General features: G+C 71.2%; 24 protein-coding genes and 1 pseudogene. 8 read left to right on the forward strand and 17 right to left on the reverse strand.

Translation table 11 applies throughout. From position 1 onward, the window contains the following. Positions 1-43 precede the first annotated feature (43 nt). From FDO69_RS31685 to FDO69_RS31715, 7 genes and pseudogenes are all read right to left on the reverse strand, one after another. Positions 44-1,264, reverse strand: a complete 1,221-nt coding sequence (locus FDO69_RS31685) for an RNA polymerase sigma factor (RefSeq protein ID WP_104784906.1) — start codon at positions 1,262-1,264, stop codon at positions 44-46. 28 nt (positions 1,265-1,292) lie between these two features. Next, entirely contained in the window at positions 1,293-1,706 is a 414-nt protein-coding gene (locus FDO69_RS31690) for a YciI family protein (RefSeq protein WP_104784909.1), read from the reverse strand. An 85-nt stretch (positions 1,707-1,791) separates the two neighbouring features. Further along, positions 1,792-2,154 carry a hypothetical protein gene (locus tag FDO69_RS31695; RefSeq protein ID WP_104784912.1) on the reverse strand — a complete coding sequence of 121 codons (363 nt, stop codon included), beginning with the start codon at positions 2,152-2,154 and terminating at the stop codon, positions 1,792-1,794. Positions 2,155-2,180: 26 nt separating this feature from the next. Further along, positions 2,181-2,326 (reverse strand): annotated as a pseudogene (locus tag FDO69_RS42395) (dihydrofolate reductase family protein); the annotation flags it as partial. A 483-nt stretch (positions 2,327-2,809) separates the two neighbouring features. Further along, complete coding sequence (locus FDO69_RS31705) at positions 2,810-3,445, reverse strand: GNAT family N-acetyltransferase (protein WP_104784915.1); 636 nt, start codon at positions 3,443-3,445, stop codon at positions 2,810-2,812. Between the two features lie 590 nt (positions 3,446-4,035). Further along, entirely contained in the window at positions 4,036-5,205 is a 1,170-nt protein-coding gene (locus FDO69_RS31710) for a family 2 encapsulin nanocompartment cargo protein polyprenyl transferase (protein WP_104784918.1), read from the reverse strand. Between the two features lie 111 nt (positions 5,206-5,316). Beyond that, the gene (locus FDO69_RS31715) at positions 5,317-6,723 is read right to left on the reverse strand and encodes a family 2B encapsulin nanocompartment shell protein (protein WP_104784921.1); all 1,407 of its coding nucleotides are present in this window, start codon (positions 6,721-6,723) and stop codon (positions 5,317-5,319) included. Between the two features lie 253 nt (positions 6,724-6,976). Between FDO69_RS31715 and FDO69_RS31720 the strand changes: the two genes are divergently transcribed. After that, entirely contained in the window at positions 6,977-7,885 is a 909-nt protein-coding gene (locus FDO69_RS31720) for a 1-aminocyclopropane-1-carboxylate deaminase/D-cysteine desulfhydrase (protein WP_104784924.1), read from the forward strand. A gap of 73 nt (positions 7,886-7,958) precedes the next feature. On the opposite strand, the gene FDO69_RS31725 is transcribed toward FDO69_RS31720, so the two are convergent. Then, positions 7,959-9,557 carry a Na+/H+ antiporter gene (locus FDO69_RS31725; RefSeq protein WP_104784927.1) on the reverse strand — a complete coding sequence of 533 codons (1,599 nt, stop codon included), beginning with the start codon at positions 9,555-9,557 and terminating at the stop codon, positions 7,959-7,961. Positions 9,558-9,621: 64 nt separating this feature from the next. Here FDO69_RS31725 and FDO69_RS31730 point away from each other — a divergent pair, with 64 nt between their 5' ends. The 3 genes from FDO69_RS31730 to FDO69_RS31740 all read left to right on the forward strand — a co-directional run bounded on the left by FDO69_RS31730 (position 9,622) and on the right by FDO69_RS31740 (position 11,710). Next, positions 9,622-9,882, forward strand: coding sequence for a UBP-type zinc finger domain-containing protein (locus FDO69_RS31730; protein ID WP_053672413.1), 261 nt, complete (start codon positions 9,622-9,624; stop codon positions 9,880-9,882). 260 nt (positions 9,883-10,142) lie between these two features. Next, positions 10,143-10,556, forward strand: coding sequence for an ATP-binding protein (locus FDO69_RS31735; RefSeq protein ID WP_003992877.1), 414 nt, complete (start codon positions 10,143-10,145; stop codon positions 10,554-10,556). Positions 10,557-10,573: 17 nt separating this feature from the next. Next, positions 10,574-11,710, forward strand: coding sequence for an RNA polymerase sigma factor SigF (locus FDO69_RS31740; protein WP_167526718.1), 1,137 nt, complete (start codon positions 10,574-10,576; stop codon positions 11,708-11,710). Positions 11,711-11,713: 3 nt separating this feature from the next. On the opposite strand, the gene FDO69_RS31745 is transcribed toward FDO69_RS31740, so the two are convergent. Next, the gene (locus FDO69_RS31745; RefSeq protein WP_104784932.1) at positions 11,714-12,166 is read right to left on the reverse strand and encodes a hypothetical protein; all 453 of its coding nucleotides are present in this window, start codon (positions 12,164-12,166) and stop codon (positions 11,714-11,716) included. Positions 12,167-12,282: 116 nt separating this feature from the next. On the opposite strand from FDO69_RS31745, the gene FDO69_RS31750 reads away from it, so the two are divergent. Beyond that, complete coding sequence (locus FDO69_RS31750) at positions 12,283-13,251, forward strand: diacylglycerol/lipid kinase family protein (RefSeq protein WP_104784935.1); 969 nt, start codon at positions 12,283-12,285, stop codon at positions 13,249-13,251. Between the two features lie 322 nt (positions 13,252-13,573). Next, positions 13,574-13,831, forward strand: coding sequence for a WhiB family transcriptional regulator (locus FDO69_RS31755; protein ID WP_016639615.1), 258 nt, complete (start codon positions 13,574-13,576; stop codon positions 13,829-13,831). A gap of 187 nt (positions 13,832-14,018) precedes the next feature. Here FDO69_RS31755 and FDO69_RS31760 read toward each other — a convergent pair whose 3' ends face one another. Continuing rightward, a complete protein-coding gene (locus FDO69_RS31760; RefSeq protein ID WP_104784937.1) occupies positions 14,019-15,485 on the reverse strand; it encodes a sensor histidine kinase in 1,467 nt (488 codons plus the stop codon). 351 nt (positions 15,486-15,836) lie between these two features. Then, positions 15,837-16,505 (reverse strand): TetR/AcrR family transcriptional regulator, encoded by a 669-nt coding sequence (locus FDO69_RS31765; RefSeq protein ID WP_104784939.1) that lies wholly within the window; start codon positions 16,503-16,505, stop codon positions 15,837-15,839. Positions 16,506-16,623: 118 nt separating this feature from the next. Between FDO69_RS31765 and FDO69_RS31770 the strand changes: the two genes are divergently transcribed. Then, the gene (locus tag FDO69_RS31770; RefSeq protein WP_104784942.1) at positions 16,624-17,376 is read left to right on the forward strand and encodes an SDR family oxidoreductase; all 753 of its coding nucleotides are present in this window, start codon (positions 16,624-16,626) and stop codon (positions 17,374-17,376) included. Positions 17,377-17,448: 72 nt separating this feature from the next. Here FDO69_RS31770 and FDO69_RS31775 read toward each other — a convergent pair whose 3' ends face one another. Continuing rightward, positions 17,449-18,522 carry an SIS domain-containing protein gene (locus FDO69_RS31775; RefSeq protein ID WP_104784945.1) on the reverse strand — a complete coding sequence of 358 codons (1,074 nt, stop codon included), beginning with the start codon at positions 18,520-18,522 and terminating at the stop codon, positions 17,449-17,451. Between the two features lie 276 nt (positions 18,523-18,798). Between FDO69_RS31775 and nagB the strand changes: the two genes are divergently transcribed. Then, positions 18,799-19,584, forward strand: a complete 786-nt coding sequence (gene nagB / locus FDO69_RS31780; protein ID WP_104784948.1) for a glucosamine-6-phosphate deaminase — start codon at positions 18,799-18,801, stop codon at positions 19,582-19,584. On the opposite strand, the gene FDO69_RS42400 is transcribed toward nagB, so the two are convergent. From FDO69_RS42400 to FDO69_RS31805, 5 genes are all read right to left on the reverse strand, one after another. Next, positions 19,581-19,988, reverse strand: a complete 408-nt coding sequence (locus FDO69_RS42400) for a hypothetical protein (RefSeq protein ID WP_420878558.1) — start codon at positions 19,986-19,988, stop codon at positions 19,581-19,583. The two genes, nagB and FDO69_RS42400, sit on opposite strands and share 4 nt — an antisense overlap. A gap of 75 nt (positions 19,989-20,063) precedes the next feature. Next, positions 20,064-21,602 carry a glycoside hydrolase family 3 protein gene (locus FDO69_RS31790; RefSeq protein ID WP_104784951.1) on the reverse strand — a complete coding sequence of 513 codons (1,539 nt, stop codon included), beginning with the start codon at positions 21,600-21,602 and terminating at the stop codon, positions 20,064-20,066. A gap of 9 nt (positions 21,603-21,611) precedes the next feature. Next, positions 21,612-22,457, reverse strand: a complete 846-nt coding sequence (locus tag FDO69_RS31795; protein ID WP_104784954.1) for a carbohydrate ABC transporter permease — start codon at positions 22,455-22,457, stop codon at positions 21,612-21,614. Continuing rightward, positions 22,454-23,443: a carbohydrate ABC transporter permease gene (locus FDO69_RS31800; RefSeq protein ID WP_104784957.1), complete on the reverse strand. Its 990-nt coding sequence runs from the start codon at positions 23,441-23,443 to the stop codon at positions 22,454-22,456. Before FDO69_RS31800 ends, FDO69_RS31795 begins: the two co-directional genes overlap by 4 nt. A 73-nt stretch (positions 23,444-23,516) precedes the next feature. Beyond that, on the reverse strand, positions 23,517-24,797 hold the full coding sequence (locus FDO69_RS31805) for an extracellular solute-binding protein (protein WP_104784959.1): 1,281 nt from the start codon (positions 24,795-24,797) through the stop codon (positions 23,517-23,519). Between the last annotated feature and the right edge of the window lie 151 nt (positions 24,798-24,948).

Genomic DNA, 24,948 nt, shown 5'->3' on the forward strand with positions numbered 1-24,948 from the left:
GCGGCAGGCGGGGTTTGCGCGACGGGACGAACGCTGCCCGGTCCTAGTCGCCCAACCGCGCCGCCCGGGTCCGGAGATAGCGCTGCTCGGGCAGGCTGAGGGTTAGCGCCGCCGCCGACTCGTAGGCGGCCCGGGCGGCTTCGGGCTCGCCGGCGCGCTCCAGGAGGTGGCCTCGTACGGCGTCCAGACGATGGCCCCTCAATTCGCCTGCCAGGGCCTCCACTTCGGTCAGGCCTGCGTGCGGGCCGTGGACCATGGCGACGGCGACCGCGCGATTGAGACGTTCGACGGGGCCGGGGACCAGCCCGACCAGGACGTCGTACAGACCCAGGATCTCGGCCCAGTCGGTCGCCTCGGGCGAGGCTGCCTCGTCGTGCACGGCGGCGATCGCGGCCCGCAGCTGGAACGGCCCCGGGCGGCCCCGGGACAGGGCCCGGGTGACCAGTGCGACGCCCTCCTCGATCGCCGCCCGGTCCCAGCGGTCGCGGTCCTGCTCGTCGAGGGGGATCAGCTCGCCGTGCGGACCGCTGCGCGCGTCCCGCCGGGCGTCGGTGAGCAGCATCAGCGCGAGCAGACCGGCCACCTCGCAGTGCCCGGGCAGCAGCCCGTGGACCGTGCGGGTCAGCCGCACGGCCTCGCCCGCGAGGTCGCGGCGTTGCAGTGCGGCGCCGGAGGTGGCCGTATAGCCCTCGTTGAAGATCAGGTAGAGGGTCTGCAGGACGGACGGCAGCCGCCGCTCCCAGTGGTCCGGGCGTCCGAAGCGCACGCCCCGCACCTTCTGCTTGGCCCGGCTGACCCGCTGCGCCATCGTCGCTTCCGGGACCAGATACGCCCGCGCGATCTCCGCGGTGGTCAGACCGCCCACGGCACGCAGGGTCAGTGCGATCTGCGCGGGCGGCGACAGATCCGGATGGCAGCACAGGAACAGCAGCGAGAGCGTGTCGTCCTCGCGGGGCGCCCGCTCCCCGGGCGGCGGGGCCGTGAAGGCGTCCCGAGGCGTGAGCGCTGCGGCCCGCTCCTCGCGCTGCCGCCGGGCCTGGTCGCTGCGCAGGGCGTCGGTGAGCCGCCGCGAGGCCACCTTGATCAGCCAGCCGCGCGGATTGCCGGGCACGCCCGCTTCGGGCCATTGCCCGGCGGCCGCGAGCAGCGCCTCCTGTACGGCGTCCTCGGCGGCGTCGAAGTGTCCGTACCGTCTGACCAGCGCGCCGAGGACCTGCGGCGCCTTGCCACGCAGCAGGTCCTCGATCTCGGGCGTGGTCCTCACGGGCGGGTCCGTCGGTGCCGGCCGTCCGTCAGATGTCCCCGGAGCCGTCCATGATCGGGCGGATCACGACCGGATGGGCGGGGGCGCCGGCCGGCTGGGGGCAGCGGGAGACGCGGTCGGCGATCGCCGTGACCCGCTCCAGGCTCTCGCACTCCAGGACCCAGTAACCGGCCAGCAGCTCCTTGGTCTCGCTGTACGGCCCGTCGGTGATCACCGCCTTGCCGTCGTCACCGAGGGTGACGCTCCGGGTCTGCGCCGGCTCGGCCAGGCCTTGCGCGTCGACGAGCTCACCGCTGTCGGAAAGGTCGTCGTTGATGGCGCCCATGTAGGCGAACATGGTCTGCAGCTCCTCCTCGCTCCAGGCCGGGGAGTCCGTCGACGCCCTGCCCTGCATGGCCTCGTAGTCCGCCTGCGTGCCCTGCACCATGACCAGGTACTTCATCAGTCCGCTCCTTCGGCTCTCACCGCCCCGGTGGGCGGCTCTTCACAGGGGACGTCGGAGCCGGGTGGCGCAATTCGACACGGGCTCAGGAATTCTTCGCGACGGTTTCCCCGGAGGCCGTCTCAGGCCCGTCCGGGGTCGCGCCGGACCGGCCGGGGACCGCTTCAGGCGGGTACGGGGTCGTGCCGGTGGGGCGGGAGGCGGCTTCGGTCCGGGGCGTCGTCGTGGGCGGGGCGGTCTCCTCGGCGGCCGCGGGATCCTCCCCGGGACGGGCGCCCTCGACGGTGTGGCCGCCTTCGGCGGCTTCCGCGTCGTAGGACCCGCACTCCGGGTTGCGGCACGGGCCCGCCACCCATCGGGGGACCCAGGTGCCCAGCGTCTTGTGACGCCGGACGACCGTGTCCACTGGCTGTCCGCAGCCGGGACAGACGTGTTCTTCGCTGCCCATGTCCTCAGCGTAGGCCGGTCGGGGGCTCAGCGCTTCCTGCTGCACGTGCGCACCAGAGCGCCGTCCCGAACGTGCGCACCGACTCCGGGCTGAACTCCGAGATCGCGAACCCGGAGCCGAACCTCGGCATGCCCGGGCCGTAGACGAGCGGGTAGGTCTTGATGACGAGCTCGGGCGGACTGCTCCTTGAGCATCTGACCCTGCCGGGCGTATGGAGGGCACCCTGCCCGGAGTGGGCGTCCCGGAGGGGTTCGTGGAACGGATCGTGGCGACGGTGTTGCCGGAGAGGGGCCGGCGGAGGAGAGCTAGGCCGGTGTTGCCGGAAGGGGCCGGGCGGAGAGCTGCGGCGGCTGTCGCCGAAAGGGGCCGGGCGAAGAACTGGGGCGGCTGTCGCCGAAAGGGGCGGGGCGAAGAACTGGGGCGGCGGTCGCCGAAAGGGGCGGGGCGAAGAACTGGGGCGGCGGTCGCCGAAAGGGGCGGGGCGAAGAACTGGGGCGGCGGTCGCCGAAAGGGGCGGGGCGAAGAACTGGGGCGGCTGTCGCCGAAAGGGGCCGGGCGAAGAACTGGGGCGGCTGTCGCCGAAAGGGGCCGGGTGGTGGGGTCAGGGCCGGTGTCGCTCGGTGGGCGCGGCGGGCCGCGCCTTCGCCCGTTGGGCCTAGGCGGGCTGCCGGTGCGGTTTGGGCTCGCGCCACATGGGCCACATCGCCGGTCCGTCCGGGAGGTCGAGGACCGGGCCGACGGGCTCGAAGCCCAGGCGCTCGTACAGCTTGCGGCTGCGGGCGCTGCTGGCCTCCAGGTAGGCGGGCAGGGCCTCACGGTCGCAGCGGTCGAGGACGGCCTCGATGAGCGCGGTGCCGAGGCCCTCGCCCTGGCGGCCGGGTGCCACGCCGATCATCCACAGGTACTCGTGGGCCCGCCCGGTGGGATGGATGGCGGCCGTCAGCCGGCCGATCGTCTCGATGCGCTCGTTGTCGGGATCGACGGCCTCCCGCACCTGGGCGGGGCCTTCGTCCTCGGTGGCGCCGTCGTGGCCGGCGGGGTCGTCGTGGTCCCCGTCGGCGGGCATGGAGAGCCACAGGGCGCAGGCCGAGCCGTCCTCGGTGACATCTATGCGGCCGGCCGCGAGCACGATGTCGGTGAAGGCGGCCATGAGCCCGGGATGCTTGGCACGGCGCTCCTCCACTCCGGGGAAGACCCAGCCGCTCACGGGGTCGTCCTGGAACGCCTCGTCCAGCAGCCGGACGATCAGCTCCCTGTCCCCTGCGCCCGCCGTCCGGATGGCCACGCCCATGCCCCGCCCCTTCGCTCGTCCCGACGGGCGTTGATCGTAGGGGGGTCGGGCCGCGCGGGGCGACGCGAGCAGGATCTTGGCGGGATTCAGTCGAACGTTTGCCCAAACTCGATCGATACGGCAGCCGTACGGGAGTCGGTCCGGACGTCGGTCCGGACGTCCGTCCAGGGAGCGTCCGGGGAGCCGTTCCGGACGTCCGTCCAGGGGGCGTTCGGCGAGCTGTTCCGGGAGCGAGGAGCGGGCCCCGCACACCGTGGGGCAGTGCGGGACCCGCCTACCGGAGGCCGGTGACCGTGCGGGGTCAGGAGCCGCACGGTCCCGGGCGCCCCGGAACCTTGCCCGTCGGTGGCCCGAGGGGCGTCGCTGGTGCTACCGCTCGTCGGCGCCGGCCGACCGACAACGGCCCTCGGGCCAATGCAGGCCACCTCCCGCCGCGGGCTGCCTCCCGTCGAGGCCACCAGCCGTCGAGGCCGTTTCCCTTCACGGGCGGCCACCCGTCGGGGCCGCCACCCTTCACGGACCGCCACCCGTCGAGGCCGCCACCCGTCGAGGCCGCCACCCGCAGTGGGCCACCGCCTGCCTCGGGGCCGTCAACCGGCCCGCCGGGTCACGAACTCGGCGAGGGCCAGCAGATCACCCGCCGCCTCCGGGTCCGGCACCGCACGGGCCAGTTGCTGCATCGCCCGGGCCATCCGGTCGGCCGCCTGGCCCTGGGCCCAGTCACGGCCCCCCGCACGCTCCACCGCCAGCCCGATGTGCTCCGCGTCCCCCGTCTCGCTGGGTCGCGCGTACAGCTCGGCGAGTTCGGCCGCCGCCGGGTGGCCGGAGGCGAAGGCCGCGGCCACCGGCAGCGACTTCTTGCGGGCGGCCGGATCGGCACCGACAGGCTTGCCGGTGCGGTGCGGGTCGCCCCATATGCCGATGACGTCGTCGATGAGCTGGAAGGCGAGCCCGGCCTCCCGTCCGAACGCGTCCAGCGCCGCGACTTCCGCCTCCGAGGCACCCGCGTACAACCCCCCGATCGCGCAGGCACTGCCGAGCAGGGCGCCCGTCTTGGCCTCCGCCATGGCGAGCACCTCGTCGAGCGTGACCTCAGCCGGGGCGCGGCGCTGCATCGCCGTGTCCGCGTGTCGCCCCGCGCACAGTTCGACCACGCAGTCCGCGAGCCGGGCGGCGGCGGCCGGGGCCGCCCGGTGCGGGTCCTGGGCGAGCAGCCGCAGGGCCAGCGCCTGCAGGGCGTCCCCGGCGAGGATGGCGTCGGCGTCGCCGAACACGGACCACGCGGTGGGGCGATGGCGGCGGGTGGTGTGCCGGTCCATCACGTCGTCGTGCAGCAGCGTGAAGTTGTGCACGAGCTCCACCGCGGCCGCTGCCCGAGCCGCCCCCGCCCGCGCCTCGGACCCGGCACCGGCGGCCGCGGCGGCGAGGACCAGCGCGGGCCGGACGGCCTTGCCGGAGCTCCCTTCCGCCGCAGTGCCGTCGGCCCGTTCCCAGCCGAAGTGGTAGAGCGCGATCCGGCGCATCGGCCCGGGCAGCGAGCCGAGCGCGGTCCGCAGCACCGGATCGACCTCCGCCCGGGCCCACTCCAGCAGCGTGGCCGCCTCGTGCCCCTCGGTCGGCGCCGGCCGGCCGTCCCGCTGTGTCCCGATGGTCCCTCGTCCTTCCGGTGTCCCGGCGGCCTGCCGGGGCTCGGCGTACCGCTGCCCGCCCGGGGCGGGCAGCGTCGTCTCCGTCCTGGACTCCGTGAGGGACTCACCCATGGGACCGCCTCGGAGGATGAGCGGAGGGTGGCGCTTCCGCTGTCGCTGGGCGCGTGCCCCGAGGATGTACCCGCCCTGACGGGCGGGGACACGGCCGGCCTGCCGGCAACGTCACCGCCAGCGGCCGATCTCGACGTTCTCCAGCACGCCGAGCGCGTCCGGTACCAGGACCGCTGCCGAGTAGTAGGCCGTGACCAGGTACTTGATGATGGCCTGTTCGTTGATGCCCATGAAGCGCACCGACAGGCTCGGCTCGATCTCGTCCGGGATGCCGGAGGCGCGCAACCCGATGACGCCCTGGTCGGCCTCGCCGGTACGCAGGGCGATGATGGACGTCGTACGGGCGTCCGAGACCGGGATCTTGTTGCACGGGAAGATCGGCACACCGCGCCAGGTCGGGATGCGGTTGCCGGCCATGTCGATCGTCTCGGGCACCAGCCCGCGCTTGTTCAGCTCGCGGCCGAACGCGGAGATGGCACGCGGGTGGGCGAGGAGCATCTTGGTGCCCCGGCGCCTGCTGAGCAGCTCGTCGAGGTCGTCCGGGCTGGGCACGCCGTCGTGCGGCTGGAGCCGCTGGTCGTACTCGCAGTTGTGCAGGAGCCCGAAGTCGCGGTTGTTGATGAGCTCGTGCTCCTGACGCTCCTTCAGCGCCTCGACCGTCAGCCTGATCTGCTGCTCGGTCTGGTTCATGGGCTGGTTGTAGAGGTCGGCCACGCGCGTGTGGATGCGCAGCACGGTCTGGGCGACGCTCAGTTCGTACTCACGGGGCCGGGCCTCGTAGTCGACGAACGTGTGCGGGATGTCCGGCTCCCCGGAATGACCGGAGGAGAGGTCGATCTCCTTCTCGCCGTACTTGTTGGAGCGCTGCGAGGGGATCGAGCGGCGCTGCCGGAGGTGTTCGCGCAGGGTGTCCGAGCGCTCCGCGATCTGCTCGAACTCCTGGCGGGGCAGCACGAGCACGGTGCACGCGGTGAGGGCGCGGGCCGTGAACTCCCAGATGGCGTCCTCGTCGAGCAGCGCCTCGTCGCCGAAGTAGGCACCGTCGGCGAGGATCCCGAGGGACTCGTCGTCCCCGTAGGGGCCGGTGCCGACCTTCTCCACCCTGCCGTGCGCCAGCAGGTACACCGCGTCGGACGGGCTGCCGAAGGAGGCGATCACCTCGCCCGCCGGGATCTCCCGTTGTTCGCAGCGGCGGGAGATCTCGAAGAGCACCTCCTCGTCCTCGTACGACCGCAGCGCCGGCAGCTCCCCCAGTTCCGCGGGGATGACCTCGACACGGTCGCCGGTCTTCACGAACGTCACCCGGCCGTCGCCGACGGCGAAAGTGAGCCGACGGTTCACCCGGTACGTGCCGCCCTGGATGTCGACCCAGGGAAGCATCCGCAGCAGCCAGCGCGAGCTGATCTCCTGCATCTGTGGCACGGACTTGGTCGTGGTGGCCAGGTTCCGCGCGGCCGCCGTGCCGAGACTCTGCTGCGGCTTGGTCTGCTCCGTGCGGACCTCTTCGCCTACCGACATAGAGAACTGCCCTCCCGGTTGTGACCGACGCCCACATCCCTCGGGCATCGATGTGCACCCGCAAGCCTTCCGCACCCGACGCGGTGGTGCTATTACCCGAAAGAGCGGGAATGGATCTTCGCACTACTGGGCAGAGGGGCCCGTCACGGCGTTCGACTGCGCCCGCGTCCGGGACGCGGACCGGGTGCCCGGCCGCACCGACGGCGTCAGCCCCGAGCTCCCTCCTCCTCCACGTGCGGGTGACAATGGCTCGATGACCAGCCCCGACCCGCCCGGACTCGCCGCGCTGCGTCCCCGGCTGCCGTCACCGGTGCGGGAAGTCGTGGACGACCGGTTCGAGCGCCGGGGCGTCCGGCTGCTGCTGAAGCGGGACGATCTGATCCACCCGGAGCTGATCGGGAACAAGTGGCGCAAGCTCGCGCCGAACCTGACCGCGGCGGCCGGCCGTACCGTCGTCACCTTCGGCGGCGCCTGGTCCAACCATCTGCGCGCCACGGCCGCGGCCGGCCGGCTGCTCGGCATCCCCACGGTCGGCGTCGTGCGTGGCGACGAGCTGGCAGGCCGGCCCCTCAACCCCTCACTGACGCGCTGCGCGTCCGACGGTATGCGGCTGCACTTCGTCGACAGGGCGACCTACCGCCGCAAGTCCTCGCCCCGGGACCTGGCCGGCATCCTGCGCGCGGCGGACGCCGAGGATGCGTACGTCGTCCCCGAGGGCGGCAGCAACGCCGAGGCCGTACGCGGTTGCCGCGCACTCGGCACCGAGCTGCGGGACCGGGCCGAGGTCGTCGCCGTGGCCTGCGGCACCGGTGGCACGCTCGCGGGGCTGGCCGCCGGTCTCGGCCCCGGCGTGCGCGCCCTGGGTGTGCCGGTGCTCAGGGGCGGCTTCCTGACCGCCGAGACGGAGGCCCTGCAGCGTGAGGCGTTCGGCGGCCGGCGTGGCACCTGGAGCCTGGACGAGCGCTTTCATTTCGGTGGTTACGCGCGCGTGCCCGCCGAGCTCGACGCCTTCGCGGAGGACTTCGAGCAACGCCACGGCCTGCCCGTGGAGCGTCTGTACGTCGCCAAGCTGCTGTACGGACTCGTCACGCTGGCCGGTGAGGGTGCCTTCCCGCGCGGGACGGCGGTCGCGGCCGTGATCACCGGCCGCCCCTTCCCCTGAGGCGCCGCCGCTCCGCCTTCGTCCGACTTCGTCCGAGGCGACGCTCCCCTTTGCCTCGGGCGGCGGTCCGCCGTCACGCCGCCTCCCGGAACGCCGCCGCCTCCTCCAGGTCCAGCCTGCGCAGCAGGGTCCGCAGCATCTCGTCGTCGATGTAACGGCCGTCCCGGAGCCTGACGAACACTTCACGCTCGGCGCTGATCATCTCGCGCGACAGCCGCCGGTAGGTGTCGTCGACGGACTCGCCGGTGATCGGGTTGGCCTGGCCGAGCCGCTCCCAGACGGCGTTGCGGCGGCGCTCCAGGACGATGCGCAGCCGGTCGGCGAGCGGGGCGGGCAGGGCGTTGCGTTCGTCGGTGAGGAGTTCGTCCAGGCGCCGTTCGGCGGCCCGGGAGGCCTGCGCCTGGGCGTTGGCCTCGGCCAGCGTCTCGGTCTGGGCGTCCCGCCCGGGGAACTTCAGCATCCGGATCAGCGGGGGCAGGGTCAGGCCCTGCACGACCAGGGTCCCGATGACCGTGGTGAAGGTCAGGAAGAGGATGAGGTTGCGCTGCGGGAAGGGCGCCTCTCCGTCGTGCATGGTGAGCGGGATGGAGAAGGCGATGGCCAGCGAGACGACCCCCCGCATCCCGGCCCACGCGATCACGAACGGTCCCTTCCAGGTGGGGTTCTGTTCCCGTTCCCGCACCCGGGCCGACAGCAGCCGCGGCACAAAGGTGGCGGGGTACACCCAGACGAACCGGGTGGCGACGACGACCAGGAACACGGCGATCGCGTACCAGGCTGCCTCGACGCCCTCGTACTCCCCGAGCCCTCTCAGCACCACCGGCAGTTGCAGGCCGATCAGCGCGAACACCGCCGACTCCAGGACGAAGGCGACCATCTTCCAGACCGCCTCCTCCTGCAGGCGCGTCGCGAAATCGACCTCCCACGCGCGGTGCCCCAGGTAGAGCGCGACGACCACGACCGCGAGGACACCGGAGGCGTGCACCTGTTCGGCGACGGCGTACGCGACGAAGGGGATCAGCAGGGACAGCGTGTTCTGCAGCAGCGCCTCCTTCAGGTGCGTGCGCAGCCAGTGGATCGGCGCCATCAGCAGCAGGCCCACCACGACGCCGCCGACCGCCGCGAGCAGGAACTCGCCGATGCCCCCGGCCCAGGTCGCTCCCTCGCCGACGGCGGCGGCCAGGGCGACCCGGTAGGCGGTGATCGCGGTGGCGTCGTTCAGCAGGGACTCGCCCTGGAGGATCGTGGTGATCCGCGACGGAAGCCCCACCCGGCGGGCGACCGCCGTGGCCGCGACGGCGTCCGGGGGCGCCACCACCGCGCCGAAGACCAGAGCCGCGGTCAGCGGCATCTCCGGCACGATCACGTACAGGGCCCAGCCCACGGCGAAGGTCGCGAACAGCACGTACCCGACGGACAGCATCGCCACCGGCCGCAGCTGCGCCCGCAGATCGAGGTAGGAGCTGTCGGTCGCGGCCGTGTGCAGCAGCGGGGGCAGGATGAGCGGCAGGACGACGTGCGGGTCGAGCGTGTACTCGGGTACCCCCGGGACGTAGCTGACCGCCAGCGCCACGGCCACCAGCAGCAGCGGCGCCGGCACCGGGGTCCGCCGCGCGGCCGCGGCGACCGCCGCACTGCCCGCCACGAGCAGCAGCAGTGGCATCACGTCCATCGTTCTCGCCCGCCCTCGTTTTTTTCGGCGCGGTCTTCCGCCCGACCGTCGTAACCTGGCAATCATGAAACAGTGCACGCACGCCGACGCGCTGCCGCACCCCGAACCCGGCCCGCTCAGCGAGACGTGTCCGGAGTGCTTGGCGGAGGGCATGGATCCGGTGCAACTACGGCTGTGCCTCAGCTGCGGTCACGTCGGCTGCTGTGACTCCTCGCCGGGACGGCACGCGGCGGAGCATCACAAGGAGTCCGGTCACCCCGTGATGCGGACCCACGAACCCGGAGAGACCTGGCGCTGGTGCTTCGTCGACCACGTCCTGGTGTGACGCGACGGGACCCCGGCGGAGGACGGTTCGACCGTCTGACGTCTGGGTACGTCAACCCGGCGCGCGCTCTTCCCATTTGGGCCCGCCCAACCCCTAGACACGGAGCGTATCCACAGGTTTACTGTGAGTGACGACAAGGGGTTGGGGTCCCGGGGACAGGACCGTCGAGAGCGCGGTAGCGTCACCGCTGAACCACGTATCGCGTTACCCCGAGGGGCGACCCTCGGCCCTGAAACGCTTGTACCACCATGGAGGTGAGGGTGTCCCAGATCGCAGGCGAGCCCGCGACCCAGGACTTCGTGGAAGTCCGGCTGCCGGCCGCGGGGGCCTACCTGTCGGTGCTGCGTACGGCCACGGCCGGTCTCGCGGCCCGTTTGGACTTCACCCTCGACGAGATCGAGGACCTGCGCATCGCGGTGGACGAGGCCTGCGCGATCCTGCTTCAGCAGGCCGTGCCCGGCTCGGTGCTCAGTTGCGTCTTCCGCCTCGTCGACGACTCACTCGAGGTCACCGTCTCGGCGCCGACCACGGATGGTCATGCCCCTTCGCGGGACACCTTCGCCTGGACCGTCCTGTCCGCTCTGGCGGGCAAGGTCTCCTCCGCCGTGGACAAGGACAAAACCGTTTCGATCAGCCTCTACAAACAGCGCGGCGCGGGACCCGGGCCGGCGTGAGGAGCGAGGACGGGCCGGTGCGGGACGAAGAGCGCGACACACGAGAGCTGCCGGCCGAGGGCACGGGCACGAGCGGCCCGACCGGCGCCCGACGCATGGCGGACGGCATCGACGGCATCCCCGAGCAGGCCCGCCCGCATCCCGAGGACGACTCCGCGGAGGCCGTTCTCCCGGGCGGCGGGCGACTGGACCGGGACGGTGCCGTGCGGAGCGCGCCTCCGGGCGAGGGGATCGCCGTACCCCCGGCCCAGGGGGGTCCCGCCACTCCCGCGAAGTCGAGAGTGGCGGAGGAGGCGAGGGCTCGGGGAAGGGCGACGGGCGGGACGATGAGCGAGCACGAGCGACACTCCGAGGATCAGACGCCGCGCGCGCACCACGCACACGGTGCGCAGCACGGCTCTCCGGACCGCAGCGGGGCGCGCGACATGTTCCTCAAGCTGCGCACGCTGGACAGCGGCAGTCCCGAGTACGCGGAGCTGCGCAACCAGCTGGTCCGGATGCATCTGCCGCTCGTGGAGCATCTCGCACGCCGCTTCCGCAACCGGGGCGAGCCGCTGGACGACCTCACCCAGGTGGCCACGATCGGACTGATCAAGTCGGTCGACCGTTTCGACCCGGACCGCGGCGTGGAGTTCTCGACGTACGCGACCCCGACGGTCGTCGGCGAGATCAAGCGGCACTTCCGTGACAAGGGCTGGGCGGTGCGCGTCCCACGCCGGCTGCAGGAGCTGCGCCTGGCGCTGACCACGGCGACGGCCGAGCTGTCGCAGCTGCACGGCCGCTCCCCCACGGTCCACGAGCTCGCCGAGAAGCTGGCGATCTCCGAGGAGGAGGTCCTGGAGGGCCTGGAGTCCGCCAACGCGTACTCCACGCTGTCCCTGGACGTCCCCGACACCGACGACGAGTCCCCGGCGGTCGCGGACACCCTCGGCGCCGAGGACGAGGCGCTGGAGGGTGTGGAGTACCGGGAGTCCCTCAAGCCACTGCTGGAGGATCTCCCGCCGCGTGAGAAGCGGATCCTGCTGCTGCGGTTCTTCGGCAACATGACCCAGTCGCAGATCGCGCAGGAGGTCGGCATCTCCCAGATGCACGTCTCCCGGCTGCTGGCCCGCACGCTGGCGCAGCTGCGGGAGAAGCTCCTCGTCGAGGAGTGACGGCTACTTCTCCAGGTTGCCGGAGTTGCCGGGCCCGCGAATCCCGAGGGCCCGGGTCGTCTCGGGGTTCACCAGCAGCACCAGCGACGCGACGGCCGCGGCCGCGAGGGCGATCCCGCCCGGGATGGCCATGCTGTCGGCCTGCAGCAGGTTGTAGGCCACCGGCAGCGCCATGAGCTGGGTGATCACGGCCGGGCCGCGGCTCCAGCTGCGCAGGGCGAGCAGTCCCCGGGCCGCGAACAGCGGCAGCAGTGCGAGCGCGATCAGCGTGATGCCGCCGGTCACGGCCTGCTGCCGGTCGTCGGGATGCCCCGTGAGGCCGAGGACGAGAATCCAGACGCCGCCGACGACCAGCGCGAGGCCTTCCAGCGCGGCCAGCAGCGCGGCGTACGTCAGACGCCGGGGGCGGGGGCCGGTGGTTTCCTCGGTGGTGGTGGGGGTCTGCTCACTGCTCACCCCTGAAGAGTAGCCCTCGTCGTGCGCGCCCCTCGTGGCGAGGTTCACCCCCGCCCTCTTACCGGATCCCTACCTCGGTATGGGCCCGGTACCCCCCAGTAGGTACGCTGCCAGTCATGCGTGCACTCCTCGTGGTCAATCCGGCGGCAACCACCACAAGTGCGCGCACACGCGACGTACTGATCCATGCGCTCGCCAGCGAGATGAAGCTGGAGGCGGTCACCACCCAGTACCGGGGCCACGCGCGCGACCTCGGCCGGCAGGCGGCGGACAGCGACGACATCGACCTGGTGGTGGCCCTCGGCGGCGACGGCACGGTCAACGAGGTGGTCAACGGCCTCCTGCACGCCGGCCCCGCGCCGGACCGTCTGCCCGGCCTCGCCGTGGTCCCCGGCGGTTCCACCAATGTCTTCGCCCGCGCCCTGGGCCTGCCCAACGACGCCGTGGAGGCCACCGGCGCCCTGCTGGACGCCCTGCGCGACGGCAGCGAGCGAACCGTCGGCCTCGGCCTGACCTCGGGTACGCCGGGCACGGAGGACGAGTCGGTGCCGGCCCGCTGGTTCACCTTCAACGCGGGGCTCGGCTTCGACGCCGGTGTGGTGGGTCGTGTGGAGCAGCATCGCGAGCGCGGCAGGAAATCCACACACGCTCTCTACGTGCGCCAGGTGATGCGTCAGCTCCTGGGCGAGCCGAACCGCCGCAACGGGACGATCACGCTGGAACGGGCAGGCGAGGATCCGGTCACCGATCTGGTGCTGTCCATAGTCTCGAACACCTCGCCCTGGACGTTTCTGGGGAATCGCCCGATCTACGCGGCACCTAAAGCCTCGTTCGATACCGGGCTCGATCTCTTCGGCCTCAGCCGCCTCTCCACGGCAGCGGTTGCCCGATATGGCACCCAGTTGCTCACTTCGTCCCCCGAGCGTGGACCCCATGGCAAGCACGCCACCTCTCTGCATGACTTGACAGAGTTCACCTTGCATTCGAAGGTCCCGCTCCCCCTCCAGATGGACGGTGACCACCTGGGGCTGCGGACTAGCGTGACGTTCACAGGCGTACGCCGTGCACTGCGTGTGATTGTGTGAGCAGAACTGGCTAAAGTCCTTTCACTCGAACGTTTAGGCCAGGATCCACCCCATGGAAGTACGGCTGTGACCTAGTCGACACCGAAGAATCAAAAAAAACTTTCCAGAAGGGGTTGTATCCGCCGCTGAGGTTTGCGAGTCTCTACGTGGCGATCGAGACGGCCCGCAACACCGGCCTCCACTGATCACCAGAACCCCTCTTCAATCCACAGGACCTTCGCCGGGGAACCTGGCAGTCGGCCCTTCACTTGTTGAGGGATTCGTGAAAGCGTTCACATTCACAAGCAAGCCCTGCACGTAATACCAAGGAGAGGTAGCAGCCATGGACTGGCGTCACAACGCCGTTTGCCGCGAGGAAGACCCCGAGCTCTTCTTCCCCATCGGCAACACCGGTCCTGCGCTGCTGCAGATCGAGGAAGCCAAGGCCGTCTGCCGTCGCTGCCCGGTTATGGAGCAGTGCCTGCAGTGGGCGCTCGAGTCCGGCCAGGACTCCGGCGTCTGGGGTGGTCTCAGCGAGGACGAGCGTCGCGCCATGAAGCGCCGCGCCGCCCGCAACCGGGCCCGTCAGGCCTCCGCCTGACAACCCACCCCTGCTGACAGCCTGAGCTTGGCGGCGCGTGCAGCGAGCACGCATCTCCCGCCCCCGAGCCGCAGCGCGCAGTTCCCCCGATGCGCTTAGACAAGCAGCAACGAGCTTTAGCCCCGGGCCACTTGGTGGCCCGGGGCTCATCGCTTTTCCGGGCCCTTTCCAAGGTTTTCGGATTCCGCTACTTCTGCGACCGCACCGGGATGTCAAGGATCACACGGGTGCCGCGCTCCGGCGCCGGGACCATGTCGAAGGTGCCGCACAACTCGCCCTCCACCAGGGTCCGCACGATCTGCAGGCCGAGATTGCCGGCCGTATGCGGATCGAAGCCTTCCGGCAGGCCGACGCCGTCGTCCTGGACCGTGACCAGCAGTCGGGCCTCCTTGGCCGTGCCACCGCGGACCGCCGACACCTCGACCGTGCCGGTGTCGCCCTCGCGGAACCCGTGCTCCAGCGCGTTCTGCAGCACCTCGGTCAGCACCATCGACAGCGGCGTGGCGACCTCGGCGTCGAGAATGCCGAAGCGGCCGGTGCGCCGGCCCGCCACCTTGCCCGGGGAGATCTCCGCGACCATCGCCAGGACGCGGTCGGCGATGTCGTCGAACTCCACGCGCTCGTCCAAATTCTGGGAGAGCGTCTCGTGCACGATCGCAATCGATCCGACGCGCCGCACCGCCTCTTCGAGAGCCTCGCGCCCGCGGTCGGACTCGATGCGCCGGGCCTGGAGGCGCAGCAGGGCCGCCACCGTCTGGAGGTTGTTCTTGACACGGTGGTGGATCTCCCGGATCGTCGCGTCCTTGGTGATCAACTCGCGCTCACGCCGACGCAGTTCGGTGACGTCCCGGAGCAGGACGAGGGAGCCGATGCGGGTGCCCTTCGGCTTGAGCGGGATCGCGCGGAACTGGATGACCCCGTCACTGGCCTCGATCTCGAACTCGCGCGGCGCCCAGCCGCTGGCGACCTTGGCGAGCGCCTCGTCCACCGGGCCCCGGGTCGGGGCGAGTTCGGCGGTGGTCCTGCCCAGGTGCTGGCCGACGAGGTCGGAGGCGAGGCCGAGCCGGTGGTAGGCGGACAGGGCGTTCGGGGAGGCGTACTGGACGATGGCGTCGGCGTCGAGCCGGATCAGCCCGTCGCCCACGCGGGGCGAGGCGTCCATGTCGAGTTGCTGGTTGGCGAACGGGAAGGACCCGGCCGCGATCATCTGCGCCAGGTCGGAGGCGCTCTGCAGGTAGGTGAGTTCCAGGCGGCTCGGGGTGCGCACGGTGAGGAGGTTGGTGTTGCGCGCGATGACTCCAAGGACGCGCCCCTCCCGTCGTACGGGGATCGACTCGACCCGGACGGGCACCTCCTCGCGCCACTCGGGGTCGCCCTCGCGCACGATGCGGCCCTCGTCGAGGGCGGCGTCCAGCATCGGGCGGCGGCCGCGCGGGACGAGGTGGCCCACCATGTCGTCCTGGTACGAGGTCGGACCGGTGTTGGGCCGCATCTGGGCGACCGAGACGTACCGGATGCCGTCGCTGGTGGGGACCCACAGGACCAGGTCGGCGAAGGAGAGGTCGGAGAGCAGCTGCCACTCCGATACCAGCAGGTGCAGCCACTCGAGATCGGTGTCGTCGAGGGCGGTGTGCTGGCGTACGAGTTCGTTCATGGAGGGCACGTGTGCGAGCGTACCCGGGGGTTCGTACGGCCCTGAAACACCCGCGGGCCGCGGCGCCTGAGAGGGACCCTCAACCCTCCCGGCACCGCAGCCCGGAGCAGCATCGGCCGTGGGGTGTGCGGTCCCGGTCGGCCGAAGGATGAGGAGCCGGGGCAGTCAGGGCAGAGAGCCTCGGTTCCTCGGTCCGCCTTCCTGTGCGGGGAAGACGGAGGCTGGTGCGCGTTGCACACGCGCTCTCGTTACGCATTGTGGACTAGACCACTTATGGTGTCCATGCGTTGGAGGCTGTTCGTTGTTGTCATTTCCGCGACGCGTCGGACGCACCGGCGCCCAGCAGGCAGCCTAACCCGTGTGGGTTCCTGTGCGGGGCCAGATGGACAGGGCAATTTCCGCGACCGCCTCCAGTTCCTCCCTGCTCGCCCCGTCACGTGCCTGTTGTGACATGCCCTGGATCATCGCTCCGGTGTGGCGGGCCAGGGCGGCGGCGTCGGTGGCGGGTGGCAGCACGCCGGCGGCGACATCGGCCCTTATACGGCTTTCGAGCGCGGCGATGTTGGCGTTGCGTCGATCCCGCAGCGACTGCTCCACCTCCGGGTTCGAGCAGTTCGCGGCGGCGTGGACGACGAGGCAGCCGTGCGGGTGGCCGGGTTCGGTGTACGCGGTGGCGGCTTCGCGCAGAGTGCGCTCCACGGCGGCCCGCGCGGTGGGCTCTTCGGCGAGGGCCCGCTCGGCGAAGGATCCGTATCGCGTGCCGTACACGCGGACGACCTCCTCGAAGAGGGACCGCTTGTCGCCGAAGGCGGAGTAGAGGCTGGGGGCTCCGATGTCCATGACACGGGTGAGGTCGGAGACGGACGTGGCTTCGTAGCCGTGCTCCCAGAAGGCCAGGAGGGCCTTCTCCAGTGCGGTTTCACGATCGAAGGAGCGGGGGCGACCGCGGGGCCTGGCCCTGGCCTTGCCCGCCCCGGCGGTCGTCGCACTCGTGGCGTCGGACCTCTTCGGAGCCTTCATGGTTCCGTCCTCGTTCACCATGGGATGCATTTTATAGCGGGCACTAGAGAAATGGGGGCGGACTGCCGTATGGTCATTTCTGTAGCGACCGCTAGACAAATGAGGAGGGGGCGCCGTCATGGGCGTGCTCACGGGTAGGACGGCACTCGTCACGGGGGCGAGCAGGGGCATCGGGCGAGGCATCGCCGAGCGACTGGGGCGCGACGGCGCCCGGGTCGCGGTGCACTACGGCAGGAACGAGACGGCCGCGAAGGAAACGGTCGCGGCGATCGAGAAGGCCGGCGGCTCGGCGTTCGCGATGGGCGTGGAGCTGGGGACACCAGGGGACGCCGAGGCCCTGTGGGAGGAGTTCGACCGGCACGCGGACGGGCTGGACATCCTGGTGAACAACGCGGCGATCGGCAGCACGCGCCCGATCGGGCAGCTGGAGGAGCGGGAGTACGACGAGGTCTTCGCGGTGAACGTGAAGGCACCATTCTTCATCCTCAAGCACGGCATGGCACGCCTGCGGGACGGCGGCCGGGTCGTCAACATCTCGTCGGGGCTGGCCCGGACGGCGGCGATGCCCGACAACATGGCCTACGCGATGACGAAGGGCGCGCTGGACGTCCTCTCACGGGACCTGTCCAAGGTGCTGGGGCATCGGGGCATCACGGTGAACTCGGTGGCCCCGGGGATCATAGACACGGACAACACGGCGACACTGCTGTACGGCAGTCCCGACGGCTTGGCGAAGGCCGCGGCGTTTTCGGCGCTGGGCGGGGTGGGCCGGCCTGCCGAGGTCGCCGACGTGGTGGCGTTCCTGGCGTCGGACGGCGGGCGGTGGGTGACGGGCAGTTGGGTGGATGTGACGGGGGGTTCGCTCACCTAGTGAAAACCAGGTCACTAGCCGCGAGGGGGCAGGGCGTGTGCGAGCCCCCCGACCCCCTGGCCTCCCCCGCCCTCAGCGGGTCTCCGTCACCTTCGCCAGTGCCCGGGGTGCGTCCGGGTCCTGGCCCCGGGCGATGGTGACCTCGTAGGCCAGCAGCTGGAGGGGGATGATCTCCAGCAGGGGTTGGACCTCCTCCGCCACGCCGTCCGTGGGCAGCACGAAGCCGGCCGAGGCCTGCTCCACCTGGTGCCCGGGGCCGATGACGACGAGGTCGGCGCCGCGTCCGCGCAGCCGGTCCAGGACGGGCTGGAGGGCTTCGCCGCCCTTGCCGTCGGTCACCACGGCGATGACCGGGGAGACGTTGTCGACCATGGCGAGCGGTCCGTGCAGCAGGTCCGCGCCGGAATAGGAGAGGGCGGGGATGTAGCTGGTCTCCATCAGCTTGAGGGCGGCTTCCTTGGCCGTGGGGTAGCCGTAACCGCGGGAGGTGATCACCATGCGCTCGGCGAAGCGGTAGCGGGCGGCGAGCGTGCGCACCTCCCCCTGGCGGGCGAGCAGTTGCTCGGCGAGGTCCGGCAGCACCCGTGCAGCCGCGCCGTCACCGCCCCGCAGGCCCTCGACGAAGAGGTAGAGCGCGAGCAGGGAGGCCGTGTAGGTCTTGGTCGCGGGGAGGGCCTTCTCGGGCCCGGCCATGATGTCGATGTGGTACTGGGAGACACCGGCGAGCGGTGAGTCCGGGTTGTTGGTGACGGCCAGCGTGATGGCGCCTGCCTCACGGGCGGCCCGGGTGGAGGCGACCAGGTCGGGGGAGCCGCCGGACTGGCTGACCGTGACGACCAGGACGTCGGTGAGGTCGGGCCGGGCGCCGTAGGCCGTCGTGGTGGACATCGAGGTGAGTCCGCAGGGCAGGCCGAGCCGGATCTCCAGGAGGTACTTGGCGTACAGGGCGGCGTTGTCGGAGGTGCCGCGGGCGGTCAGCAGCACGAAGCGGGGTGTGCGGGCGGCGATCCGCCGGGCCACGTCCTGGATGGCGGGGGCACCCTCGGACAGGATCCGGCGCAGGACGGCGGGCTGCTCCGCCATCTCGCGAGCCATGGTCCGGCCCGGGAGTTCACTGCGGGGATCCGGTGTGGCTGCGGCGGTCATGGCGGGTTCCTTCCGGGGGCGGGGAGGGTGCAGACCCCATTCCACTCCCCCGGGCCGGACACCGCCCACCCGGGAGGCCTTGCACGCACTTCGGCACCCCGTGGGAGCCCCACTGTTCACCCCCTGCTGACCTGTTCGGCACAGCAGCGCCACCGGCGTGGGAGCGTCGGTACGCACCCTGGGAGCGGCAGGACCGCTCTGTTAGATTGGTCTAAACCACACGACCCTCCGGGTCGGGTCCCAGTTGAGCAGTCCTTTCAGATCGGCAGGCCCAGCGTGGAAGTTGTCATCGTTCCGGACGCCAAGGCGGGCGGCGAGCTCATCGCCGAGGCCATGGCGCAGCTGCTCCGGCGCAAGCCCGCCGCCCTGCTCGGCGTGGCCACGGGTTCGACGCCGCTGCCTGTGTACGAAGCGCTGGCCGCGAAGGTGCGCTCCGGCGCGGTGGACGTCGGGCGGGCGCGGATCGCGCAGCTCGACGAGTACGTGGGGCTGCCGGCCGATCATCCGGAGTCGTACCGGTCGGTGCTGCGGCGTGAGGTGCTGGAGCCGCTCGGCATCGGGATGGAGCAGTTCACGGGCCCGGACGGCACGGCGGCGGACGTGCAGGGGGCGTGCGAGGCCTACGACAAGGCGCTGTCGGACGCGGGGGGTGTGGACCTTCAGCTGCTCGGCATCGGGACCGACGGACACATAGGTTTCAACGAGCCGTGCTCGTCGCTGGCGTCGCGGACACGAATCAAGACACTCACCGAGCAGACCCGGATCGACAACGCGCGCTTCTTCGACGGTGACATCGACCAGGTGCCGCACCACGTGATCACGCAGGGCATCGGCACCATCCTGGAGGCCCGGCATCTGGTGCTGCTCGCCACCGGCGAGGGCAAGGCGGACGCGGTCGCGGCGACGGTGGAAGGGCCGATCGCCGCGGTGTGTCCCGCGTCCGCGCTCCAGCTCCACCCGCACGCGACCGTCGTCGTCGACGAGGCCGCCGCGTCGAAGCTGAAGCTGGCGGACTACTTCCGCCACACCTACGCCAACAAGCCGGACTGGCAGGGGATCTAGCTGGAGCGACCCGCGGGGTTGGTGACACGGGCCTCCTCAGTGGTGACGGCCTCGCCTGCCCCAGGGTTTTCACAGCGGTCGCACCAGGACGGATCCACTGCGGTGCGGGACTGCTGGTCGGGCCACAGGTGGCGTTCCCGTCGGCGTCCGAGCGCCAGGACCAGCACGCGTCGCGGCCCTCGGGGTTGTCCCGCGTTCCCGTCGGCGTCCGAACGCCAGGACCGGCACGCGTCGCGGCCCTCGGGCCATCCCTCGGGGTAGCCCTCCCAGGCCTCGCCGCGGCCGTAGGGCGTCATGTCGAGCAGGCCGAGGGAGCCGTTGACCCGCTCGTTGCCACGGCCCGTCGTGAGTAGGTGAGGTAGGTGCGCATCGCTGTGGCGGGGCGCCCCGGGCCGTTCCGGCACGGGCCAGGCCGGTCGACCCGACCCGGCCCGACCCGATCCGTGACGGGCCGGGCCGACCGGTTCACCCCCCGGTCCTCACAGCCCCGTGACCCCGGCGATCACTTCGGCCGCCGCCCGGCCGCAGACGCGGGCCGCGCCGTGGGTGGCGATGTGCAGGGCGCCACGCGGGGCGGCCTGGGGGACGCCCATCTCCACGACGACGGTGTCGGGGCGGGCCGCCAGCAGGGTGTCGAGGGCCGAGGCCATCCAGGGGTGGCGGTGTTCGTCGCGGACGACCGCGACGATGCGGCGCGGGCCGGCCGCCTCCAGTGCCGCCCGTCCGGCGCCCTCACCGGCCTCCGCCTCCGGGCCGTCCCCGGCGGAGAAGCTGCCCGTCACCGTGCCCGGCAGGAGGTGGACGAGTTCCGCGGCGACGCCCCACGGGGTCTCGTCGCCCACGGCGATGTTGGCGACGGGGGTGAGGGCGGCGACGTAGGGCGGTTCCGCGAGGGGCTTGAAGGTGTCGGGGCTGCCGAGGCCGGGCGCGGCGGTCACGGTGAGGGCCCGGCGGGCGGCGTGCAGGCCGATCTCGGTGCGGTGGGTGCTCTCGGCCGGACGGCCCGACGTGCCCGCCCAGCGGGCCAGTGTGCGTACTCGGTCGGCGGCCTCGGCGAGGCGTTCCTCCGGGAGTTCGCCCGCACGCACGGCCGCGACCAGGGCGTCCCGCAGGCGCAGCACGGTCGCCTCGTCGGCGAGGCCGCCGCCCACACAGATCGCGTCGGCGCCCGCGGCGATGGCGAGGACGCTGCCGCGTTCGATGCCGTACGTGCCGGCGATGGCCCGCATCTCCATGCCGTCGGTGACGATGAGGCCGTCGTAGCCGAGCTCGTCGCGGAGCAGGCCGGTGAGGATGCGGCGGGAGAGGGTGGCCGGGCGGTCCGGGTCCAGGGCGGGGACCAGGATGTGGGCGCTCATGACGGCCCGGGTGCCGGCGGCGATGGCGGCGCGGAAGGGGGCCAGTTCGCGTTCGGCCAGCACGTCGGCAGAGACGTCGATGCGCGGCAGGGCGTGGTGGGAGTCGACGGCGGTGTCGCCGTGGCCCGGGAAGTGCTTGGTGCAGGCGGCGACACCGGCGGACTGCAGGCCGGTGACGTAGGCGGCGGTGTGCCGGGCGGCCAAGTCGGTGTCGGCGCCGAAGGAGCGGACGCCGATGACCGGGTTGCGGGGGTCGGAGTTCACGTCGGCGGACGGGGCCCAGTTGAGGTTGACGCCGCAGGCGGCGAGGCGCCGGCCCAGTTCGTGGGCGACCTGGTGGGTCAGCTCCACGTCGTCGACCGCGCCGAGCGCGTGGTTGCCCGGGAAGGAGGAGCCGCTGCCCACCTCCAGACGGGTCACGTCGCCGCCCTCCTCGTCGATCGCGACGAGGACGTCGTCGCGCTCGGCCCGCAGTTGGGCGGTCAGAGAGGCCAGTTGGTCCGGCGAGGCGATGTTGCGGCCGAACAGTCCGACGGAGGCGAGGCCCTCACCGAGCCGCCGGAGCAGCCAGTCGGGGGCGGTGGTGCCGGTGAAGCCGGGCTGGAGGACCGTCAGGGCGTCGCGGGTGAGCGTGTCGGTGCCGCTGGCGAGTGTCGTCATCGGGTGAGGTCATCCCTTCACGGCGCCCGCGGTCAGGCCCGCGGCCATCTTGCGCTGGACGAGGAGGAAGAGGGCGACGATCGGCACAGCCATCATCGTGGCGCCGGCCATCATCGGGGCGTATTCGGTGCCGTGTTTGGTGGTGAAGTTGCCGAGCCAGACGGTCGCGGTCTGGTTCTTCTGGCTGAGGAGCATCAGGGCGTACAGGTACTCGTTCCAGGCCTGGATGAAACCGTAGACCGAGGTGGCGACCATGCCGGGGGCCAGGAGCGGGAAGACGACCCGGAGGAAGGCGCCGGTGCGCGAGCAGCCGTCGACCATGGCCGCCTCCTCCAGTTCCCTCGGGATGTTGACGATGAAGCCCCGCAGCGTCCACACGGTGAAGGGGAGGATGAAGGTCAGGTACGTGATGATGAGGCCGGTCAGCCGGTCGTACTGGCCCAGGTCGTTGAGCAGCAGGAACACCGGGATGATCATGGCGACCAGCGGGACCATCTGCACCGCGAGGATGCCCACGATCACGATCTTGCGGCCGCGGAAGGCGAACCGGGAGATGGCGAGCGCGGCCAGCAGTCCGACGGTCATGCCGATGACGACCACGGCCAGCGACACCACCAGGCTGCGGCCCACCGGACCCCAGAAGTCGGCGATGTCCAGCGCCCGGCCGAAGTTGTCGAGGGTGAGACCGGTCGGCAGCAGGCTCGGGTCCGGGTCGATGGCGTCCTTGGCGGGCTTGAACGCGGTGTTGAGCATCCAGTAGAGCGGGAAGCCGGCGACGACGAAGACGAGGAGACCGAGGAGGTTCCAGCCGAGTCGCGGGTTCCTGCGGCGGCGGGTTCCGGCGAGCGTGCTCATTCGACCTCTCCGATCTTCAGCATCTGCCGCATGTAGACGGCGACCACGCCGAGCAGCAGCAGGACGGTGATCAGCGCGATGGCCGAGCCCTGGGCGTAGTCGTTGACCACGAACGCCCGGTCGTAGGAGTAGGTGTTGAGGACCTGGAACTCCGGCTCGGGGTGGCCGCCCCGCATGACGAACACCTGAGGGAAGACGCCCATGTCCCAGATGACCGACAGGGTCGTGAGCATCACGATGATCGGCTTGAGGACGGGCAGGGTGACGAAGCGGAAGACGCCCCAGGAGCCGGCGCCGTCCAGACGGGCGGCCTCCTCCAGCTCCTTGGGGACCTGGGTGAGACCGGCGCTGAGGGTGATGACCACGAACGGCACGGCTCCCCAGATCACCAGCAGCATGATCACGGCCAGGCCCTCGGGGCCGCTCGCGAACCAGTTGTGGCCGATCATCTCCACGCCGGGCAGCTTGCTGAGCAGCGCGTTGAAGACGCCGTAATCGGAGTCGAAGAGCCACTTGAAGACCGTGGTCGCCACGATCACCGGCATGCCCCAGCTCGCCACCAGCACGATGTTGATGAGCATCTTCAGCCAGCCGGAGACCCGCTGGAGCAGCAGGGCGAGGGCCATGCCGATCACCATGGTGAAGACGACCGCGCCGGCCGCGAAGACGATCGTGCGCAGGACGACGGCCCAGAACTCGCCGTCGCCCAGCACCTTGGCGAAGTTGTCGAACCCGACCGTCTCGGCCGGCTGGAAGCCCCACAGCTGGGACTGCCCGAACTTCTGGAAGGACAGGGTGACGAGACGGGCCAGCGGATAGCCCATGACCAGGGCGAGGATCAGCAGGCAGGGCGCGAGCAGCAGCCAGGGGGCCAGGGCCCCGCCGGACGTGCGCTGTCCACGGGGTCGCCGGTCCTTGGGGGGCGGCGGTGGTGCCTGCCGCGGTGGCGGCACCTTGGCAGTGGTGGTGGTCTCTGCGGCACTCATCGCGCGCTCCTCGGTGGTCCCCTCAGGTCTTGACGACGGCGGGGCTCCGCAAGCCGGGAGCCCCGCGCTCAGGTCACTTGGTGTTGATGACCTTGTCGATCGCGGCGTCCGCGTCCTTGGCGGCGGCCTCGACGGACTTCTTGCCGGTGCCGATGCTCTGCAGCATGGTCTGCAGGATCTGCGCCTTCTCGACCTGGCCCCAGCCGGGTGCCATCGGGACGAACCAGTTGGACTCGGCCGCGGTGGCGGGGACCGCCGTCTTCGGGTCGTTCTTGAGCGTCGCGAGATCGGTCTTGTTGTTGGGCAGGTTGCCCTTGGCCATCAGGCCCTTCTGCCCGGAGGAGCCGGTGAACGCGTTGATCCACTCGGCGGCCAGGGCCTGCGCGTCCGACTTCACCGGCACGGCGAGGTCGGAGCCGCCCAGGAAGACGGGCATGTTCTTGCCGGACGGGCCGGGCATCACGAAGTTCTCGAGGTTGCCCTTGAGCTTGCCGGTCTTGTCGTTCTTGGGGTCCTCGGCGGTCGCGCCCTCCCAGGCGGCGGCGAAGATCATGGCGGACTTGCCCTGGCCGTAGACGATGTAGCGGTCGGACTCGTCCTTGGTCTTGTCGCCGTGCATGTACGAGTCGACGACGTTCTCGAACTCCTTCAGGCCCTTGAGGGACTCGGGCGAGGAGAGGGACGCCTTCCACTGTCCGCCCGACTCGGTGGCGATGGCGCCGCCCGCGTCGTAGACGAAGGACATGGCCGCGTACCAGTCGCGGGTGGGCTGGTACCAGGCGCTGAACTTGTCGCCCTGCTTCTTCTGGATCTTGTCCAGGGCGGCGGTGAGCTCCTTGTACGTCTTGGGCGTCGACTTCACCCCGACGGATGCCGCCACGTCCTTGCGCCAGTTGGCGACGCGGCCGCCGGCGTAGTACGGGACGCCGTAGGTCTTGCCGTCGTAGGTGACCGAGGCCTTGAGGCCGTCCAGCCAGGCGTCGGAGTTGTCGAACGCGGACCGGTCGAGGGGGGCGAAGGCGCCCTTGACCATGTAGCCGAGCATCTCGGTGTTGCCCATCTCGACCACGTCGGGAGCCTTGTCCGTGGCGAGGACGGCGTCGAGCTTGGCGTTCTTGTCGGGCCAGCCGTAGTACTCGTGGTTGATCTTGAGGCCGGGGTGCTTCTTCTGCACCGCGGCGTCGGCGGCCTTCACCAGCGAGGGCCAGTTGTTCTGGGCGTCGACGGTGAGCCAGACGGTCAGCTCCTTGGCGTCCGCGCCCTTGTCGGAGCCCCCGCCGCCCTCGCCCCCGCATGCCGCGATGGAGACCATCATGCCCGCGATTCCGATCGCGGCTGTCAGCTTGCGCTTCACGCCACCCTCCTCAGGGATCCCACAACCCCCCTGGCTCCCCGCAGTGAACGTGGGGCCGGGCCTGGACCAATGGTGTAGACCAGTACCGGGGAGCTTGGACCAGACCAGAAAGCCTGTCAAGGGTCCCGATAAGGCTCTGACCAGCCGTTAT

Source organism: Streptomyces tibetensis, assembly GCF_007655005.1.
GTDB classification, from domain to species: domain Bacteria; phylum Actinomycetota; class Actinomycetes; order Streptomycetales; family Streptomycetaceae; genus Streptomyces; species Streptomyces tibetensis.

Bases quoted from the DNA above. Each gene is read 5' to 3' on its own strand.
- FDO69_RS31690 (WP_104784909.1), bottom strand. From the start codon at position 1,706: ATGAAGTACCTGGTCATGGTGCAGGGCACGCAGGCGGACTACGAGGCC.
- FDO69_RS31695 (WP_104784912.1), bottom strand. From the start codon at position 2,154: ATGGGCAGCGAAGAACACGTCTGTCCCGGCTGCGGACAGCCAGTGGAC.
- FDO69_RS31705 (WP_104784915.1), bottom strand. From the start codon at position 3,445: ATGGGCGTGGCCATCCGGACGGCGGGCGCAGGGGACAGGGAGCTGATC.
- FDO69_RS31710 (WP_104784918.1), bottom strand. From the start codon at position 5,205: ATGGGTGAGTCCCTCACGGAGTCCAGGACGGAGACGACGCTGCCCGCC.
- FDO69_RS31715 (WP_104784921.1), bottom strand. From the start codon at position 6,723: ATGTCGGTAGGCGAAGAGGTCCGCACGGAGCAGACCAAGCCGCAGCAG.
- FDO69_RS31720 (WP_104784924.1), top strand. From the start codon at position 6,977: ATGACCAGCCCCGACCCGCCCGGACTCGCCGCGCTGCGTCCCCGGCTG.
- FDO69_RS31725 (WP_104784927.1), bottom strand. From the start codon at position 9,557: ATGGACGTGATGCCACTGCTGCTGCTCGTGGCGGGCAGTGCGGCGGTC.
- FDO69_RS31730 (WP_053672413.1), top strand. From the start codon at position 9,622: ATGAAACAGTGCACGCACGCCGACGCGCTGCCGCACCCCGAACCCGGC.
- FDO69_RS31750 (WP_104784935.1), top strand. From the start codon at position 12,283: ATGCGTGCACTCCTCGTGGTCAATCCGGCGGCAACCACCACAAGTGCG.
- FDO69_RS31755 (WP_016639615.1), top strand. From the start codon at position 13,574: ATGGACTGGCGTCACAACGCCGTTTGCCGCGAGGAAGACCCCGAGCTC.
- FDO69_RS31760 (WP_104784937.1), bottom strand. From the start codon at position 15,485: ATGAACGAACTCGTACGCCAGCACACCGCCCTCGACGACACCGATCTC.
- FDO69_RS31765 (WP_104784939.1), bottom strand. From the start codon at position 16,505: ATGAAGGCTCCGAAGAGGTCCGACGCCACGAGTGCGACGACCGCCGGG.
- FDO69_RS31770 (WP_104784942.1), top strand. From the start codon at position 16,624: ATGGGCGTGCTCACGGGTAGGACGGCACTCGTCACGGGGGCGAGCAGG.
- FDO69_RS31775 (WP_104784945.1), bottom strand. From the start codon at position 18,522: ATGACCGCCGCAGCCACACCGGATCCCCGCAGTGAACTCCCGGGCCGG.
- FDO69_RS31790 (WP_104784951.1), bottom strand. From the start codon at position 21,602: ATGACGACACTCGCCAGCGGCACCGACACGCTCACCCGCGACGCCCTG.
- FDO69_RS31795 (WP_104784954.1), bottom strand. From the start codon at position 22,457: ATGAGCACGCTCGCCGGAACCCGCCGCCGCAGGAACCCGCGACTCGGC.
- FDO69_RS31800 (WP_104784957.1), bottom strand. From the start codon at position 23,443: ATGAGTGCCGCAGAGACCACCACCACTGCCAAGGTGCCGCCACCGCGG.